This window comes from Methylorubrum salsuginis (assembly GCF_900114375.1).
In the GTDB taxonomy this organism is placed as follows: domain Bacteria; phylum Pseudomonadota; class Alphaproteobacteria; order Rhizobiales; family Beijerinckiaceae; genus Methylobacterium; species Methylobacterium salsuginis.
In genome coordinates this window covers 19,936-36,105 of the sequence record NZ_FOSV01000033.1, presented here as the reverse complement: position 1 = coordinate 36,105, position 16,170 = coordinate 19,936, and the positions used below count along the sequence as shown (strand labels likewise).

16 protein-coding genes are annotated in these 16,170 nt (G+C 70.3%); 5 read left to right on the top strand and 11 right to left on the bottom strand.

Translation table 11 applies throughout. The features are described 5' to 3' along the window. On the top strand, window positions 1-313 hold a 313-nt coding region (locus tag BM140_RS23370; protein ID WP_207549502.1), incomplete at its 5' end, for a transposase. A gap of 276 nt (window positions 314-589) precedes the next feature. Here BM140_RS23370 and BM140_RS23365 read toward each other — a convergent pair. After that, on the bottom strand, window positions 590-1,504 hold the full coding sequence (locus tag BM140_RS23365; protein WP_091951663.1) for a peptidylprolyl isomerase: 915 nt from the start codon (window positions 1,502-1,504) through the stop codon (window positions 590-592). 356 nt (window positions 1,505-1,860) lie between these two features. On the opposite strand from BM140_RS23365, the gene secA reads away from it, so the two are divergent. The 4 genes from secA to BM140_RS23345 all read left to right on the top strand — a co-directional run bounded on the left by secA (window position 1,861) and on the right by BM140_RS23345 (window position 6,520). Continuing rightward, complete coding sequence (gene secA, locus BM140_RS23360; RefSeq protein ID WP_091951673.1) at window positions 1,861-4,776, top strand: preprotein translocase subunit SecA; 2,916 nt, start codon at window positions 1,861-1,863, stop codon at window positions 4,774-4,776. A 7-nt stretch (window positions 4,777-4,783) separates the two neighbouring features. Further along, window positions 4,784-5,197 carry a GNAT family N-acetyltransferase gene (locus BM140_RS23355; protein ID WP_091951661.1) on the top strand — a complete coding sequence of 138 codons (414 nt, stop codon included), beginning with the start codon at window positions 4,784-4,786 and terminating at the stop codon, window positions 5,195-5,197. 88 nt (window positions 5,198-5,285) lie between these two features. Continuing rightward, window positions 5,286-6,074, top strand: coding sequence for a 4'-phosphopantetheinyl transferase family protein (locus BM140_RS23350; protein ID WP_091951659.1), 789 nt, complete (start codon window positions 5,286-5,288; stop codon window positions 6,072-6,074). Continuing rightward, the gene (locus BM140_RS23345) at window positions 6,071-6,520 is read left to right on the top strand and encodes an NUDIX hydrolase (RefSeq protein WP_091951657.1); all 450 of its coding nucleotides are present in this window, start codon (window positions 6,071-6,073) and stop codon (window positions 6,518-6,520) included. Before BM140_RS23350 ends, BM140_RS23345 begins: the two co-directional genes overlap by 4 nt. A gap of 7 nt (window positions 6,521-6,527) precedes the next feature. On the opposite strand, the gene BM140_RS23340 is transcribed toward BM140_RS23345, so the two are convergent. From BM140_RS23340 to BM140_RS23295, 10 genes are all read right to left on the bottom strand, one after another. Continuing rightward, window positions 6,528-7,736 carry an extracellular catalytic domain type 1 short-chain-length polyhydroxyalkanoate depolymerase gene (locus BM140_RS23340; protein ID WP_091951671.1) on the bottom strand — a complete coding sequence of 403 codons (1,209 nt, stop codon included), beginning with the start codon at window positions 7,734-7,736 and terminating at the stop codon, window positions 6,528-6,530. A gap of 68 nt (window positions 7,737-7,804) precedes the next feature. Next, window positions 7,805-8,221: a CopG family transcriptional regulator gene (locus BM140_RS23335; protein ID WP_425287085.1), complete on the bottom strand. Its 417-nt coding sequence runs from the start codon at window positions 8,219-8,221 to the stop codon at window positions 7,805-7,807. Between the two features lie 162 nt (window positions 8,222-8,383). Further along, the gene (dnaQ, locus tag BM140_RS23330; protein ID WP_091951653.1) at window positions 8,384-9,106 is read right to left on the bottom strand and encodes a DNA polymerase III subunit epsilon; all 723 of its coding nucleotides are present in this window, start codon (window positions 9,104-9,106) and stop codon (window positions 8,384-8,386) included. A gap of 55 nt (window positions 9,107-9,161) precedes the next feature. Next, window positions 9,162-10,484: a leucine-rich repeat-containing protein kinase family protein gene (locus BM140_RS23325; RefSeq protein WP_091951651.1), complete on the bottom strand. Its 1,323-nt coding sequence runs from the start codon at window positions 10,482-10,484 to the stop codon at window positions 9,162-9,164. Between the two features lie 2 nt (window positions 10,485-10,486). Further along, window positions 10,487-11,113 (bottom strand): dephospho-CoA kinase, encoded by a 627-nt coding sequence (gene coaE, locus BM140_RS23320; protein WP_091951649.1) that lies wholly within the window; start codon window positions 11,111-11,113, stop codon window positions 10,487-10,489. Continuing rightward, window positions 11,110-11,946, bottom strand: coding sequence for a shikimate dehydrogenase (locus BM140_RS23315; RefSeq protein ID WP_091951647.1), 837 nt, complete (start codon window positions 11,944-11,946; stop codon window positions 11,110-11,112). Before BM140_RS23315 ends, coaE begins: the two co-directional genes overlap by 4 nt. Continuing rightward, complete coding sequence (locus BM140_RS23310; RefSeq protein WP_091951645.1) at window positions 11,943-12,908, bottom strand: cation diffusion facilitator family transporter; 966 nt, start codon at window positions 12,906-12,908, stop codon at window positions 11,943-11,945. The genes BM140_RS23315 and BM140_RS23310 overlap by 4 nt, the downstream gene beginning before the upstream one ends. Window positions 12,909-12,922: 14 nt before the next feature. Then, the gene (locus BM140_RS23305) at window positions 12,923-13,537 is read right to left on the bottom strand and encodes a Maf family protein (RefSeq protein WP_091951643.1); all 615 of its coding nucleotides are present in this window, start codon (window positions 13,535-13,537) and stop codon (window positions 12,923-12,925) included. Window positions 13,538-13,548: 11 nt separating this feature from the next. Beyond that, complete coding sequence (locus tag BM140_RS23300; RefSeq protein ID WP_091951641.1) at window positions 13,549-14,685, bottom strand: glycosyltransferase family 61 protein; 1,137 nt, start codon at window positions 14,683-14,685, stop codon at window positions 13,549-13,551. Beyond that, the gene (locus BM140_RS23295) at window positions 14,685-15,515 is read right to left on the bottom strand and encodes a pyruvate, water dikinase regulatory protein (protein ID WP_091951639.1); all 831 of its coding nucleotides are present in this window, start codon (window positions 15,513-15,515) and stop codon (window positions 14,685-14,687) included. Before BM140_RS23295 ends, BM140_RS23300 begins: the two co-directional genes overlap by 1 nt. Window positions 15,516-16,170: the final 655 nt, after the last annotated feature.

The following is a 16,170-nucleotide window of genomic DNA, read 5'->3' as shown; positions in this document are numbered from 1 at the left end:
CACGGTCGTGCTCGACAATGCCCGCTACAATCGCTCGCGCGCACTGAAGGCTTGGCTCGACCAGCCCGGTTGCCGGCTGCGACTGGTTGATCTGCCGTCCTACGCACCCAATCTCAACCTGATCGAGCGCTTCCGGCGCTTCATGAAGCGCACGGTGCTGTTCAACAAGGCTTACGCCAAGTTCGCCTTGTTCAAGCAGGACTTCGATGACTTCTTCGAGCGCCTGCACCAGCACGAGGCCGACTTGGCCAGCCTCATCACCGACCGCTTCCACCTCATCGGCAAGACCGACGCACGGATTCCATCCGCGTAGAGGTATATAATAGCCTGACTGAGCCGGGTCGCGGCGCTTCGGCCGAGGGAACAGCCATGGCAAGTCGCCCGGCCCCAAGATCATGGGCCCGCAGCTGGGGCCGCTTCGCCGCCACCCTCACCGGCGCCGTGATCACTCAGGCAGACGAAAAGCCTGTATGGCCCGCAGCCGCATGCGGCGAGAGGGGGAGCCGGTGGCTTTCGGGGCGAGTCTCCGGACGCGTACGCTGTCGCGTCGGCCCGGAGGCTTCGCTCCGGGCCTTCTCCCAAAAACCGCTTACGGCTTCTTCGTCTCGCCCGCGGGCGGGGTGGCGGCGGGAGCGGCCGGGGTCGCACCGGTGCGCTCGACCTTCGCCGCCTCGCGCAGCTTGATGATCGTGTCCTGCTGCGCCTTGCGGGTCAGGTACTGGTCGATCTGCTCCTTCATCTCGTCGAAGGTCGGCACCGGCTTGGTGCGCTTCTCCTCGACGCGCAGCACGTGCCAGCCGAACTGGGTCTTGACCGGATCGGAGACCTGACCGGGGCTGAGCTTGAAGGCCGCGTCGGCAAACGGCTTCACCATCCGGTCCTTGGTGAAGAAGCCGAGATCGCCGCCTTCCGTCTTGGAGCCGGGATCCTTCGAGACCTCCGCGGCGATCTTGGCGAAGTCCTCGCCGCCCTTCACGCGCGCGGCGATCTTCTTGGCCTCGTCCTCGTTCTCGACGAGGATGTGGCGGGCGCGCACCTCCTCCTCGGGCTTCATCGACTTCACGGTCTGGTCGTAGAGCGCCTTGGCCGCCTCCGGCGTGACCGACTTCTTGGTCTCGCGCTCGAGGTAGTCGTCGAGCAGCAGCTTGTCGCGAAAATAGGCCAGCTTGCGCTTGAACTCCGGCGAGTCCCCGACCTTGGCGGCCTCGGCCGCCTGCGCGCCGACCTTCAGATCGACCATGTAATCGATGAGCAGGTTCTGCTTGGCCGCCTCGTCCACGCCCGGCAGCGACAGGGCCGGGTCCTCGGCGGCGAGCGCGAGGTCGGCGCCGGTGATCGGCTGGCCGTTCACCTTGGCGACCACCGCGTCGGGGCCGGGCGCCGGGGCCGCAGGCTGAGCGGCGGGGGCCGCGGGGGCCGCCCCTTGCTGCGCGAGCGCCAGCGACGGCAGCGCCAGGATCAGGGCGGTGGCGCTGGCGCGCCGAAGAAGGGTCGGGATCGTCATCGTGAAGAGGCTCGTCCTCGGGCGAAACCGCCGCGGGCCGGCATTGCTGGGGGCCGGTCTTCGCGCGGGGCGGATCTTTCTGGACGCGGCGGTTGCCGCGGCGCGCCAGAGGTGGAACCTCTTCGGATCAAAGGCAAGCGTGGCAGGACACACGCGCGCGGTCTCGTGACTTCGGACCGCGCCGTTCGCACCTGCACCATCCGCGGCACGAAGACTCTTCAGCGTCGCGCCGTCACTTCCGGATGCGGGCAGATGCGGGACGCCCTATTTACCTCTATAAGCCCGCCCAACGCGAGGCCGGCGGCGTTCCCGACCGAATGCCGCCGCGCGACTTTTTCCAGGACCGCAGGTTCACGATGCTCGGTGCCCTCAAGAAGATTTTCGGCTCGTCCAACGACCGTCGAGTGAAGGGTTTTCGCCCGCGCGTCGCCGCGATCAATGCCCTGGAGCCCGAACTCGTCGCCCTGTCCGACGAGCAGCTGCGCGCCCGCACGCAGGAATTCCGCGACCAGCTCGCCGCCGGCAAGCGCCTCGACGACCTGCTGGTGCCCGCCTTCGCCACGGTCCGCGAGGCGGCCAAGCGCGTGCTCGGCCAGCGCCACTTCGACGTCCAGATGATCGGCGGCATGGTGCTGCACGAATCCGGCATCTCGGAGATGAAGACCGGCGAGGGCAAGACGCTGGTGGCGACGCTGCCGGTCTACCTCAACGCGCTCGAGGGCAAGGGCGTCCACGTCGTCACCGTCAACGACTACCTCGCCTCCCGCGACGCGGAGTGGATGGGCCGGGTCTACCGCTTCCTCGGCATGACCGTCGGCACCATCGTCCACGGGCTCGACGACACGCAGCGCAAGGAAGCCTATGCCTGCGACATCACCTACGGCACCAACAACGAGTTCGGCTTCGACTATCTTCGCGACAACATGAAGTACGAGCTGTCGCAGATGGCGCAGCGCGGGCACCACTTCGCCATCGTCGACGAGGTCGATTCGATCCTGATCGACGAGGCGCGCACGCCGCTCATCATCTCCGGTCCCGTGGACGACCGCTCGGAACTCTACGTCGCGGTGGACGCGATCATGCCGCGGCTGGTCCCCGAGCATTACGACCTCGACGAGAAGCAGCGCCAGGTCTCGCTGACGGAGGCCGGCAACGAGTTCATCGAGGAGGCCCTGCGCGAGGCCGGCGTCCTGAAGGAGGGCGACCTCTACGACGCCCACAACGTCACGCTGGTTCACCACGTGAACCAGGCGCTTCGCGCCCACACCCTGTTCACCCTCGACAAGGACTACATCGTCAAGAACGACGAGGTGGTGATCATCGACGAGTTCACCGGCCGCATGATGCAGGGCCGGCGCTACTCGGAAGGCCTGCACCAGGCGCTGGAGGCCAAGGAGCGGGTGACGATCCAGCCCGAGAACCAGACGCTCGCCTCGATCACCTTCCAGAACTATTTCCGCCTCTACAAGAAGCTCGCCGGCATGACCGGCACGGCCTCGACCGAGGCCGACGAGTTCGCCGAGATCTACAAGCTCGACGTGGTCGAGATCCCGACCAACAAGGAGATCGAGCGCGTCGACGAGGACGACGAGGTCTACCGCACCGTCGAGGAGAAGTTCGACGCGATCATCAAGGAGATCGACAAGGCGCATGCGCGCCATCAGCCGGTGCTGGTGGGCACCGGCTCGATCGAGAAATCCGAGGTGCTCGCCGATCTCCTGCGCAAGGCCGGCTACACCGCGCTGGACTATTCCGACCCCAACGCCCTGACCGATGTCTACGCCGCCGCCCGCGAGGGCCGGGTGACGCGCCGCTTCGCCGTGCTGAACGCCCGCTTCCACGAGCAGGAGGCCTACATCGTGGCCGAGGCCGGCGTGCCGGGCGCCATCACCATCGCGACCAATATGGCCGGCCGCGGCACCGACATCAAACTCGGCGGCAACCTCGAGATGCGCATCGAGAAGGAACTCGGTGGGCTCGCCGAGGGCCCCGAGCGCGAGGCGGCGATCGAGGCGCTCAAGAAGGAGATCGCCGAAAATCGCGAGAAGGTGCTGGCCTCGGGCGAGCCGGCCGATCCGGAGGCGGGCCGCAAGAAGGCACTGCCCGGCGGCCTCTACATCCTCGGCACCGAGCGCCACGAATCCCGGCGCATCGACAACCAGCTGCGCGGCCGCTCCGGACGCCAGGGCGATCCCGGCCGCTCGAAGTTCTACCTGTCTCTCAAGGACGACCTGATGCGCATCTTCGGCTCCGACCGGATGGACGGGATGCTGACCCGCCTCGGCCTGGAGCAGGGCGAGGCGATCATCCATCCCTGGATCAACAAGGCGATCGAGAAGGCACAGCAGAAGGTCGAGGCGCGCAACTTCGACATGCGCAAGAACGTGCTCAAGTACGACAACGTCATGAACGACCAGCGCAAGGTCGTGTTCGAGCAGCGCCGCGACCTGATGGGCCAGGACAGCGTGCGCGAGACCGTCGACGAGATGCGCCACGGCGTGATCGACGACGTGGTTGCCACCCACATCCCCGAGAACGCCTATGCCGAGCAGTGGGACGTGGCCGGGCTGAAGGAGCGCACCCTCGACCTGCTCAACCTCGACCTGCCGGTGGAGGAATGGGCGAAGGAAGAGGGCATCGCCGACGAGGAAATCCGCGAGCGCCTGAGGAAGGCCTCCGACACCTCGTACGAGGAGCGCGTCGAGAAGAACACGCCCGACGTGATGGCCTATATCGAGAAGCAGGTGGTGCTGCAGACCCTCGACCATTTGTGGCGCGAGCACCTCGTGACGCTGGATCACCTGCGTCAGGTCATCGGCTGGCGCGGCTTTGCCCAGCGCGACCCGCTCAACGAGTACAAGTCGGAGGCGTTCGAGCTGTTCAACGGCCTTGTCACGGCGCTCCGCGAGCAGGTGACGGCACAGCTCGCCCGCGTCGAGATCCTGTATCAGGAGCCGGAGGCGCAAGCGGGCGCGTCCTTCGAGCAGGCGGGCTTCGGTGGAGGTCAGCTGCCGCCGATGTTCGAGGAGCACCGCGATCCCGTCACCGGCCGCAACGAGATGGATTACGACGGCACCGGGAGCGACGGCGGGGCGGGACCGGCCTACGGCTACGCCGCCCGCGACCTCTCGGCCGACGCCGCTGTGCTGGAGCGCGATCCCACCGACGCCTCGACCTGGGGCAAGGTGGGCCGCAACGAGCTCTGCCCCTGCGGCTCGGGCAAGAAGTACAAGCACTGCCACGGCCGCTTCGCCGAAGCCGGCGAGGCCTGAGCCGGCCATGGCGGGCGGGGCGGTCGTCTACGCGCGGGAGCCCGATCTCGGTGCGGCGGAATTCCAAGCCGTGCTCGTCGCCTCCGGCCTCGCCCCGCGTCGCCCGGCCGAATCCCTCGACCGGCTCGGGCGGATGCTGGCCGGGGCCGACCTCATCGTCACCGCCCGCATCGACGGGCGCTTGGTGGGCGTCGCCCGCACGCTCACCGATTTTTCGTTCTGCGCCTATCTCTCGGACCTCGCGGTCGCCCGCGACGTGCAGGGCCTCGGCATCGGCCGCCGCTTGATCGAGGAGACGCGCCGTGCGGCGGGCCCCGAGGCGAGCGTGCTGCTCACCGCCGCGCCGGGGGTCGAAGCGTATTACGAACAAATCGGCATGCCGCGGGTGGCGCATGCCTTCCGGTATGACCGGGCGGTGTGAGGCGGTTTTTTGGGATTTGAGCGCAAGGGACGCCGCGCGGGCAAGGCGTAGCCGACGCGGAGCGTAGTGCCATGAACCGGCAGCCCTCATGACCGGACAATCCGCCGACCCTTCGAGCCCCTTCGTCCACACCCTGCCCCTCACCCTCACCGGCCGGGGCGAGCCCCTGCGCGCGAGCCTCGCGCTGGCTGCTGCCCCGCTCGACTGGCTCGACGCAAACGCACAAGAATTCCTGCATCCGGACGAGGCTGCGCTCGTCACCGACCGGCTCCATGCGCGCCGCCGCCATGGCCTGCTGGTCGGGCGCTTTGCGGCCAAGCAGGCGCTGTCCCGGCTCCATCCCGAAATCGATCCGCGGGCCTTTGCCGTCCGACCCGGCGTGCTGGAGCAGCCGGTGGTCTTCGGCGAAGGCGTGCGCAATCTCGGCATCAGCCTGTCCCATGCCGGACCGGTGGCGCTGGCGGTGGCGTTTCCCGAAGGCTGCCCGATGGGGATCGATGTCGAGCGGGTGCGCTTGGACGCCGTTCCGCTGCTCGTGAGCCAGAGCCCGCAGGCCGAGCAGCGGCTCGCCGCCCGCCTCGACGGGCCGGAGCCCGAGCGGCAGATGCGGCTGTGGTGCCTGAAGGAGGCTTTGTCGAAGGCGCTGCGCTGCGGCCTCACCGTGCCGCTCGAAGTGCTGGCGGTGGCGAACGTCGAGCCGGATCCGGCGGGATGGTGGGCGGGCTTTGCCAACTTCGCGCAGTATCGCGGCTTGAGCGTCGTCGCCGGCGACCTCGCCGCCGCCCTGGTGCTGCCCAAGACCGTCACGCTCGCACCGTCGGATGGGGCGGCGTGGCAGGCCGCGCTTGCCGTCGTCGCGAGGGCGTGGCGGGAATGACGCCGTGGCGTCCGCCCCAGAACATCCGTGCCAAGGTGATCGGGCTGGCCTGGCGCGGGGACCTTTTGCTGGCCATGGAGATCCGCGACGATGCCGGCCGCCTCAAGGGCCTGCGACCGCTGGGCGGCAGCATCGCCTTCGGCGAGACCCGCGACGAGGCCCTGATCCGGGAGTTCCGGGAGGAACTCGGCTGCGGCGTGACGCGGACCGGCCCATGGTCGGTGTTCGAGAACATCTTTCGGCACGAGGGCGCGCTCGGCCATGAGATCGTGTTCGCGGCCGATCTCGATCTGCACGACGCGGCCCTCTACGGGCGCGACGCAATCGCTTTTCGCGAGGACGACGGCACGCCCTGCCTCGCGCGCTGGGTCCGGCCGGACGCCCTGGACGAGGGTATGGCGCTGTTTCCCGACGGACTCGCGGCCGCGCTCATGGCGCGGCCGTGACGAAGGGTCAGTCGCGCCGGCTCGGCAGGCTGTGGCTCAGGAAGAAGTCGAGCATCGCCCGGGAGGCGTCCGGGCCGTTCGGATCGGTGTAGCTGCCCGCCGGGCTGCCGCCGGCCCAGGCATGGCCCGCCCCCTGGATCGACCATGCCTCGACCTGCACCCGGCCGGCTTCGTCGGCGTAGCGGGTGCGCTGATAGGAATGGCCGGTGCTGCTGCCGCGCTCGGTCCGGGGCGTCAGCCCGTCGGTGCCGGCCTGGGCCAGGATCGCCTCGGCGTTGCGCGGGTTGACGGTGCCGTCGCCCTCGCCGTGGATCACGATGGTGGGCACCCGCAGGCCCTGCGCGACCGATCCGGCGCCGAAGCCCGCGGCGCCGCCCGGCGCCTCGGAACCCGGCGCGCCGACCCGCATCGCCGAGAGGGCGGAGGGCAGGTCGCGGGCGCAGCCGGCCGCGAGGCCCGAATGCACGCCGACCGCGGCGAACAGATCGGGATAGGCCCGTGCGATGTTGGCCGCCGCCGCGCCGCCCGCCGAGAGGCCGGCGATGTAGATGCGCGAGCGGTCGATCGGGTGCTCGGTGGCGATGGCGCGAGCAAGCCCCGCGACGATGCCGGTCTCGCCCATCTCGCGGCCCTGGTCGGACGGCTCGAACCAGTTCCAGCAGCGCTGGGCGTTGGCCCGGCCCGACTGGCGCGGATAGGCGACGAAGATTCCTTCCTCCTCGCCCAGCTCGTTCATGCGGGTGCCCGCCGCGAAATCGTCGGGCGATTGCGAGCAGCCGTGCAGCATGATCACGAGGGGGCGCAGGCCCGGCCGCGGGCTCGGGACGAACAGCTTGTAGTCCCGGGCGCCGGCCGCGTTGGAGAAGCTGCGCTCGACGAACTGACCGCTGCCGGACGACGGCCCGTGCTGCGGCTCCTGCGTCTCGCCGCCGAACCCCTTCAGTCCGGGAGCGAGGTTGCGCAGGTTGCGCATCATCTGGTCGAGGCCCTCGCGCAGCCGCTCGGGGATCACGGCCTCATGCGGAGGGGTGTCCCCACCGTCCGGCCCTTCGAGCCGGGATGCCGGCGGGGCGGCCGGGGCAGGGCCCGCAGGCGCCATGCCGGAGGCGCCGAGGCTGCGCTGGATCAGCGCGGTGGCCTCCGCGAGCCGTCCGGCCTGGGTCAGGCGGGTCGCTTCGGCCATGTCGGCCATCAAGGTGGAGGAGCGATCGGTCATCGGGATCTCGCTTTCCGGGTCGGCGACGGGCGCGCGCACGCGCCGGGGGTCACGAGGGTTGAGGGAATTCAGCGCAGGCGGTCGGCGAGAGCCTGTCTGACGGCCGGGCTCGCCTGAAGGCTGCCGAGCACTTCGAGGGACGCGATGGTGGCCCGCGCGAGGTCGGGGGAGACATCGGCGGCGATCACCGCGAGGCCGAGCACCCGGATGTCGAGGGTGGTGCCCGCCGTTCTCGCGGCTTCCAGTTCGGCCCGTCCGTAATGACGCAGGCCGATCTCGACCGCCTTGCGGGCGACCGACTGGCGGGTGATGTCGGCGTGGCGCTCGATCTGGTTGCGCACCGCCGTGCGGATGAAGTCGCTGCGGTTGGCGTAGGCGCCTTCGGACACGAGCAGGTCGACATGACCGAGATCGACATAGCCGAGATTGACCGTGATCTTCTCGCTGTCGGCGGGCCGCGTTCCGACCCGGATCGGGGCCGCCATTCCCCGCACGTCCTGAAGCGCTTCCATCATCCGCCCATCCCGGCGCCATCCACAGGGATGGTATGGGGAGGATTATGCTGCACCGCAAGATGAGATTTTTTGCATCGCAGCAATGTGCGGCGAGGCAGGAGAGGGAATCCGGAGGGAACGCGATCGTGACGGTCAGGCCGTCTCGGGCTCCCCGAGATAGTCACGCCAGACCGCGTTGGTTCCCAGGCCGGCGATGAAGGCGGCGTGCCGCTCGCGCTCCGCATCGGTGAGGCGCGAGCGCATCGGCCGCGGGCCGACCGGGCCCGAATCGACCGCCGCGAGGATCGCCGTCGCCTCGACGGGCTCGGCGACGCTGAGGCCGAGGCTGGTCTGCTTGCCGCCGAGCAGCTCGACATAGACCTCGGCGAGGATCTGCGCGTCGAGCAGCGCCCCGTGCTTGACCCGGCGCGTGGTGTCGATGCCGTAGCGGTTGCACAGGGCGTCGAGGTTGTTGGCCGCGCCCGGATGCTTGCGCCGCGCCATCAGCAGGGTGTCGACCACCTCCTCCAGCACGATCGCCTTCGGGGCGGCGGGGCCGAGCCGCCCGAACTCCATGTTGAGGAAGCCGACATCGAACGGGGCGTTGTGGATCACCAGCCGGGCATCGCCGCAGAAGCGCACGAACTCGTCGACGATGTCGGCGAAGACCGGCTTGTCGGCGAGCATGGCGTCGGAGATGCCGTGGACCGCGAACGCCCCCTCGGACACCGCCCGCTGCGGGTTGACGAGCCGGTGAAAGGTCTCGCCGGTCTGGACGTGGTTGATCAGCTCGACGCAGCCGATCTCGATGAGCCGGTCGCCGCCCTTGGCGTCGGTGCCGGTGGTCTCGGTGTCGAGGACGATCTCGCGCAGCATGTCTTTTCGCACTCGGCCGGTGGGAAGCGGGCAGAGCGAGTCTAACCCGGAATGGTTACGCGTCCGACCCTGCCGCGCCCGCGAGCCCCGACAGGGCTTCGACCACTTCCGTCATCAGCGGCCGCGCCGCGACATCGGCCTGAACGCAGGCCCGCTCCAGGTCCCGCAGCCGGGCAATCTCCTCAGGTTCGCTCACGCAACGGTCTAAAAGTTCGCCGAGCAGCAGTCCGAAGGCGCGGGTCTCGATGCGCTGCCACGCCGCGCCCGCCGGACCGGACGGCAGCAGCGAGGCGGCGCCGAAATCGCTCAGCACCGCTTCGCCCACTGTCCCGTCCCACAGGGTGTTGTGGGCATAGAGGTCGCCGTGCAGCAGCCCGCGGGCGTGGAGATGGGCGGCGCCCCGCGCCACGTCGCGGGCGATGCGCAGGGCCACGGCGGAGCCTAAGCGCAGGGCCGGATCGTAGACGTCGCGGCTGCAGCTCTCCAGGCTCGGCGGGCCGGCGAGCACGCGCCAGTCCGACGGCAGCAGCGGCATGAGCAGCCCCTGCGCGCCGTCGGGGTGATCGACGACCTGCCCGAGCGCGCCGGTCAGGTTCGGGTGGCGGCCGGCGGCGAGGCAGGCGGCCATCTCGCGCTCGGGCAGGCCGTCGCTGGTCATGGTGCCCTTGAACAGCTTGAGCGCGACGGTTTGGGCTGGGCCGGTCGGCGGTTTCCAGAGCGCGGAAACGATGCGGCCGGAGGCGCCCTCGCCGAGCAGGATGCCGGGCTCCAGTTGCCCCCACGGCACGTCGGGCACACGGGCCGGCGCCGCCTGACCTTCGAAAGAATTGCCGGCCCAGGCGATCCAGGCGAGGCGCGGCAGGTCGGCGAGCCAGGGCGGCAGGGTCTCGAAGGCGTTGGCGGCGAGCCGCACCAGTTCGAGGTTTTTTGCACTTTCCAGCGTCGGCGGCAGCGCCGTCAGCGCGTTGCCGGCCAGCATCAGCTTCTGCAGGTGCGGGCGCTCGCCCAGCGCGTCGGGCAGATGGGCGATGCGGTTGTCGGTGAGGGTCAGCCAGCGCAGGCGCGGCGGCAGGGCCTCGCCCGGCACCTCGCGCAGACCCGTGCCGCGGAAGCCGATCTGGGCCAGTTCGGAGCAGTCGCCGAGAACGGGGGGAAGCCGCTCGAAGCGGTTGCCCGAGCAGAACAGCACCCGCAGCCGCCGCAACCGCCCGAAATCCTCGGGAAGTCCGGTGAGGCCGCAGCCGCTCAGATCGAGCCGTTCCAGAGTATCGGCGAGGCCGAACACCTCCTCGGGCAGGACGTCGAGCGGGCCCGACAGCCGCAAGGCGCGGGCGCCGGAGAGGTCGCCGCGGCGCAGCGCCTGGAGGGTCAGGTCCATTTTCAGCGCTCGGCCATCGGGCCGGCGGCACTCAGCCGCGCGATCAGCCGCTCCACCTCGGCCTCGGCGGCAGCAAAACCCCGGCTCGTGTCGATCACGTGGTCGGCGCGCGCCCGTTTCTCGGCATCGGGCATCTGCTTGGCGAGGATCGCCTCGAAGGCGGCCTCCGTCATGCCGGGGCGGGCGAGCACGCGGGCGCGCTGCACCTCGGGCGGGGCGGTGACGACGAGCACCGCGTCGCAGCGGGCTTGCCCGCCCGTCTCGAACAGGAGCGGGATATCGAGGACGACGAGGGGCGCCTGCCCGTGGCGGGCCAGAAAGGCGCGGGCCTCGGCCCCGACGAGGGGATGGACGATCCCCTCCAGTTGCCGCAGTTTTTCGGAATCGCCGAGCACGGCCTGCCGCAGGGCCGGGCGATCGACGCTGCCCTCCGGCGTCAGCGTGCCGGGAAAGGCTTCGCCGATGGCTCGTGCCGCCTTCCCGCCTGGCCCATAGAGGGAATGGACCGCCGCGTCGGAATCGTGAACCGGGACGCCGCGGGCGGCAAACATCGCGGCGGTGGCCGACTTGCCCATGCCGATCGAGCCGGTGAGGCCCAGCACGAACGGTTTCTTCTCGGATTCGCTCATTTCGACACGAGATCCGCGACGATTTTTTCGCGCAAGGCGGGGGTGACCTCGGGGCGCACCCCGAACCACTTCTCGAAACCCGGCACCGCCTGGTGCAGCAGCATGCCGAGCCCGTCGACCGTCGCGAGGCCGCGGGCGCGGGCGGCGGCCAGCAGCGGCGTCTCCAGCGGCACGTAGACGATGTCGGCCACCGCCGCCCGCGCCGGCAGGGGGGCGAGGTCGAGGGCGAGCGGCGGGTGTCCGGCCATGCCGAGCGAGGTGGTGTTGACGAGGAGCCCGGTCTCGGCGAGCGCGGCGGGCAAGTCCTCCCAGGGCAGGGCGCGCGCGTTCTCGGGATCGAGGGCGGCCAGCGCCTGCGCCCGCTCCGGGCTGCGATTGGCGATTTTGACCGTGAGCCCCCGCTCGATCAGCCCGGCGACGACGGCCCGCGCCGCCCCGCCGGCGCCGAGCACCACGGCCTGCCGGCCGGTGCGCTCCGGCCAGTCCTCGCCGAGGCTCCGGTCGAGATGGGCGATGAAGCCGAGCCCGTCGGTGTTGTCGCCGACGACCCGGCCACCCTCGACGATCAGCGTGTTCACCGCCCCGATCGTTTTGGCCCGATCGGTCAGGGCATCGGCCAGCCGGAACGCCGCCTCCTTGTGCGGGATCGTGACGTTGCCGCCGGCGAAGCCCGAATGCGACAGGCCGCGGAAGAAGGCTTCGAAATCCTCGGGCGCCACAGCGACGCGCTCGTAGCGGCCGTCGATCCCGTGCTCGGCGAGCCAGTGGCCGTGGATCAGCGGCGAGCGGGAATGGGCGATCGGATGCCCGACGACGAAGGCTTTCCGGGTCATGCGGAGCACTCCTCGGCCAGGGTGCAGGCGGTGCGGCCCTGGAGTTCGATCTGGAGGGTGGCGTGATGGATGCCGAAGAGGCTGCGCAGGCTCTCCGCGGTCTCCTTCAGGAAGTGGCTCCCGGGGGCCTCCGCCACGACGAGATGGGCCGTGAGCGCGACCTCGGTGGTGCTCATCGGCCAGATGTGGAGGTCGTGCAGGCCGACGACGCCGGGGCGCTCGATCAGGCAGGCCCGCACCGCGAGCGGGTCGATCCGCGGCGGCACGGCGGCCAGTGCCATGCGCAGGCTCTCGGTCAGGAGGCCCCAGGTCGAGACGATGATGAGGCCGGCGATGGCCAAGCTCACCACCGGGTCGATCCAGTCGTAGCCGGTGGCCAGGATCGCGAGACCGGCGAGCACCACGCCGAGCGAAACCGCGGCGTCGGCGGCCATGTGGAGGTAGGCGCCGCGGATGTTGATGTCGTGCTTGCCGCCGGAGGCGAACAGCCACGCGGTGAAGCTGTTGATCAGGATGCCGATGCCGGCCACCACCATCACGGTGGTGCCGGCCACGGGGGCCGGTTCGAGGAAGCGCTGGATCGCCTCGGCGATGATGGCGCCGGTGGCGACCAAGAGCATCACCGCGTTGAACAGGGCGGCGAGGATCGAGGAGCCGCGTAGCCCATAGGTGAAGCGGGCGGTCGGCGCGCGCTTGACCAGAACCGAGGCCAGCCACGCGGCGGCGAGCCCGAGCACGTCGGAGAGGTTGTGGCCGGCATCGGCCACCAGCGCCATGGAGTTCGACAGGACGCCGTAGGCCGCCTCGAGCACGACGAAGCCGACATTGAGCGCGATGCCCAGGGCGAAGGCCCGCCCGAAATCCTTCGGGACGTGGGCATGGCCGTGAGCGTGACCCTCGGCGTGATCGTGGCCGGCATGGTCGCCGTGATCATGGGGGTGATCGTGCGAATGGCCGTGCATGCCGTCTCCCGTTCTCAGAAGGTCAGCAGGCCCATCGCCCGCAACCGCGCGAGCAGCGGCAGCAGCGGCAGGCCGAGGATCGTCGAATGGTCGCCCTCGATCCGCGCGAACAGGTGGATGCCCAGCGCCTCGAGCTGATAGGCGCCGACGGAGGTGGTGACCGCAGGGCCGGCGAGTTCGAGATAGGCGTCGATGGCCGCGTCATCGAGGGGCCGCATCGTCAGCCGCGCGGTTTCGACGAAGCCGTCCTCCCCGGTGCCGTGCACCAGCGCGACCGCTGAATGCAGCGCGTGGGTCCGGTCTTGCAGCCGGGCGAGATGGCCCGCCGCCGCCGCGCGGTCGGCGGGCTTGTGCAGCACCGCGCCGTCGCATTCGAGCACCTGATCGGCGCCGAGCACGACCCGGCCGGGATGGCGCGCGGCCACCGCCCTGGCCTTGGCGCGGGCGAGGTGGAGCGCGAGCGAAGCCGGCGGCAGGGCCCCGGCCTCAGCCTCCACCGCCCGCTCGTCGATCGCCGCCGGCACCGCCTCGATCGGCAGGCCGGCGCCCGCCAGGAGATCGCGCCGGGTGCGGCTGCCCGAGGCGAGGATCAGCGGCTCGGCCGGGCACCAGGGAGAAGCGGCAGTCACGTGAAGATCCCTCACCGCAGACCACGCGCGTCGATCCAGTCGAAGGCGAAGTCGATATCCTGCGGGCGCACCGAGAAGAACCCCTGCGCGTCGCGGGCCGTGCCGAACACGTAGCCGCTGGTATGGCCCAGGGCGTGGTCGATCGAGCTTTGCAGGAAGCCGAGTTCGATGCCGTTGTCGCGAAACGCCACGACGGTCGCGCCCGAGGGGGCGAACAGCGAGCCGTGCAGCCCGGAGCCGTACTCGCCGACGACGGTCCCGGCGGAGCGGAACAGGGCGACCTGCTCCGGCACGCTCAGCCGCTCGGGCCGCACGATCTCGAAACCGCGGGCGAGCGCGCGGGCTTCCAGCGCGGCCCGCTCCGCCAGCGTGCGGCGGTTGAGCGTGCCGGCATTGTCCGAGCGGGAGATCAGCAGGCGGCGGGCACCGGGCGGCGTTGCGGAACGGCGGCCGAGGCGCCAGCGCGGCGGCGGAAACGCCCGGCGCAGCAGGAAGCGCCGCGCCTCGCGCATCAGCGGCGAGGCGCGGCCGGAAAAGCGGAGGGCCGTCGGCACCAGAAGCTCGCGGCAGGCGACGAGATCCCGCTCGCGGTCATAGGCGACGATGCGGTCCGCACCGATGCCCAACAGCCCGAGCCAGACCCGCGCGAAATCCGGCGTGTCGGTCGGCAGGAGGTAGCGCAGCCGGGCGATGTCGTGGCCGGCCCGGTGGAGGAGGAACAGCTTGGGCAGGAAGTCGACGAGCCAATGCCCGTACATCCGGTGCCCGAGCCCCGTCAGCAGCACGACCGGCTCGGCCACGCTCACCCGCCGCAAGGCGGCGCGCCGGGCGGCCAGCAGCTGGAAATGATGCCCCTGCGTGACCGGGAACGTGTTGAGCTGGTTGCAGTACTGCGCCACGCCGTCGAGGAAGACGACGCCCTCGGCCGCGACCTCGGCATCCGCCAGCGCGTAGAGGGTCGTCCCGAGCACGATGGTCTGCTCGAAATAGACCCGCATCAATTCGGCATGGACCGCGCCGATCATCAGGTCGGGTGGGCGGACCCAGTCGCGGAAGGACAGGCTCAGCTCGGTGCGGCACCCGCGCCCGGCCGCCACCGTGTCGCCGAGTTCGGCGGCGGCGAAGCCCGTCTCGTCGGGGGCCGCCATCAGGTCGCGATGAACTTGAGGCGGTGCTCGCGGTAGAGGTCGAGGATGGCGGCGGCGGTCTCCTCGATGGAGCGGCGGGTCACGTCGATCGTCGGCCAGCGGTACTTGGCGCAGAGCCGGCGCGAGGCGGTGATCTCGTCGGCGACCGACTCGCGATCGACGTAGGACGAGTTGTCGTCCGCCTTGAGGCTGAGCAGGCGGTTCTGGCGGATCTGGACGATGCGCTCGGGGCTGGCGATCAGGCCGACGATCAGCGCCCGCCGCACCCGGTCGAAGCTCGGCGGCAGCGGCATCGACGGCACGAGGGGCAAGTTGGCGGTCTTGAGGCCGCGATTGGCCAGATAGATCGAGGTCGGCGTCTTCGAGGTGCGGCTGACGCCGACCAGCACCACGTCGGCCTCGTCGAGGTCGTCGGGCAGGTTGCCGTCGTCGTGGGCGAGCGTGAAGTTCATCGCGTCGATGCGCTTGAAGTACTCGGCATTGAGCATGTGCTGGGCGCCGGGCCGCTCGGTCGAGGTCGCGCCGAGATAGGAGCGCAGCAGCGCGTGGACCGGCTGGAGCACGTTGAGCGTGGGCGAGCCGGTCTCGCGGCAGGCCTCCTCCAGGCGCTCGGTCAGCTCGTGGCCCACCAGCGTGTAGAGCACGAGGCCGGGCGCCGCCTTGATCTCGGAGATCACCCGTTCGAGCTGCGGCCCGGAGCGCACCAGCGGATAGACGTGCTCGATCGCCGAGATGCCCTCGTACTGCACGGCGGCCGCGCGCCCGACATTGATCAGGGTCTCGCCGGTGGAATCCGAGACGAGATGGAGATGGAAGTAGCTGCGGCTCATCGTGAGAAATCGGCTTTCGATGACGCATCCGGGCCGCCCGAGAGCCGCCCGCCTCGCCGATGCTTAGAGGCGCACGCGCCCGCAGGGAAGCCGGACGGTTTCGATGGGTCCCGGAAGCGGCCCTGCGCGAGACTGCGTGACCCGCAGCAAAAACCGCCACCGTCATCCCGGGGGCTGCGCAGCGGAACCCGGGATCCACGACCGGCCGCGACGCCGTGTGAGATCGCGATCACGGGTGGGTTCCGGGTTCGTCTGCGGCGCCCCGGGAGGACGGCCGCGGGGGCTGCCAGGGCGAGGAACGTCGCGGAAAGGGCCAGCAATTCGAGCGGCTTGCGGGTCACGAACCACCCCGTCATCCCCAGCCCGCCCGGCAGGAGTCGATGGATGGGGATAAGCCGGCTCTCCAACCGGTCCGCGCCGGATCGGCCCCGCCCTTGTCGACTCCGCCCTCAACACGGCGTCCGACGCGGCTTGCCGGAATCGCCGGAATGGGAGAATCCGGGACCGTCGGCCGCAGGTGGGTGCGGCAGGGCTCGCAAGCTCCTGGCAAGCTTGGCCTATCCGAGAGATTAGACCCAATCCGTTAAGAGCCGATTAACGCCGCGGCTGTGGGGAGGGCCTGTGGACGCGCTTGCGGCCCCACGATCCAACGTCC

Bases quoted from the DNA above. Each gene is read 5' to 3' on its own strand.
- BM140_RS23335 (WP_425287085.1), bottom strand. From the start codon at position 8,221: ATGGCGGCCCCGATCCGGGTCGGAACGCGGCCCGCCGACAGCGAGAAG.
- BM140_RS23350 (WP_091951659.1), top strand. From the start codon at position 5,286: ATGACCGGACAATCCGCCGACCCTTCGAGCCCCTTCGTCCACACCCTG.
- BM140_RS23295 (WP_091951639.1), bottom strand. From the start codon at position 15,515: ATGAGCCGCAGCTACTTCCATCTCCATCTCGTCTCGGATTCCACCGGC.
- BM140_RS23355 (WP_091951661.1), top strand. From the start codon at position 4,784: ATGGCGGGCGGGGCGGTCGTCTACGCGCGGGAGCCCGATCTCGGTGCG.
- BM140_RS23340 (WP_091951671.1), bottom strand. From the start codon at position 7,736: ATGACCGATCGCTCCTCCACCTTGATGGCCGACATGGCCGAAGCGACC.
- BM140_RS23325 (WP_091951651.1), bottom strand. From the start codon at position 10,484: ATGGACCTGACCCTCCAGGCGCTGCGCCGCGGCGACCTCTCCGGCGCC.
- secA (WP_091951673.1), top strand. From the start codon at position 1,861: ATGCTCGGTGCCCTCAAGAAGATTTTCGGCTCGTCCAACGACCGTCGA.
- BM140_RS23300 (WP_091951641.1), bottom strand. From the start codon at position 14,685: ATGGCGGCCCCCGACGAGACGGGCTTCGCCGCCGCCGAACTCGGCGAC.
- dnaQ (WP_091951653.1), bottom strand. From the start codon at position 9,106: ATGCTGCGCGAGATCGTCCTCGACACCGAGACCACCGGCACCGACGCC.
- coaE (WP_091951649.1), bottom strand. From the start codon at position 11,113: ATGAGCGAATCCGAGAAGAAACCGTTCGTGCTGGGCCTCACCGGCTCG.
- BM140_RS23365 (WP_091951663.1), bottom strand. From the start codon at position 1,504: ATGACGATCCCGACCCTTCTTCGGCGCGCCAGCGCCACCGCCCTGATC.
- BM140_RS23315 (WP_091951647.1), bottom strand. From the start codon at position 11,946: ATGACCCGGAAAGCCTTCGTCGTCGGGCATCCGATCGCCCATTCCCGC.
- BM140_RS23310 (WP_091951645.1), bottom strand. From the start codon at position 12,908: ATGCACGGCCATTCGCACGATCACCCCCATGATCACGGCGACCATGCC.
- BM140_RS23345 (WP_091951657.1), top strand. From the start codon at position 6,071: ATGACGCCGTGGCGTCCGCCCCAGAACATCCGTGCCAAGGTGATCGGG.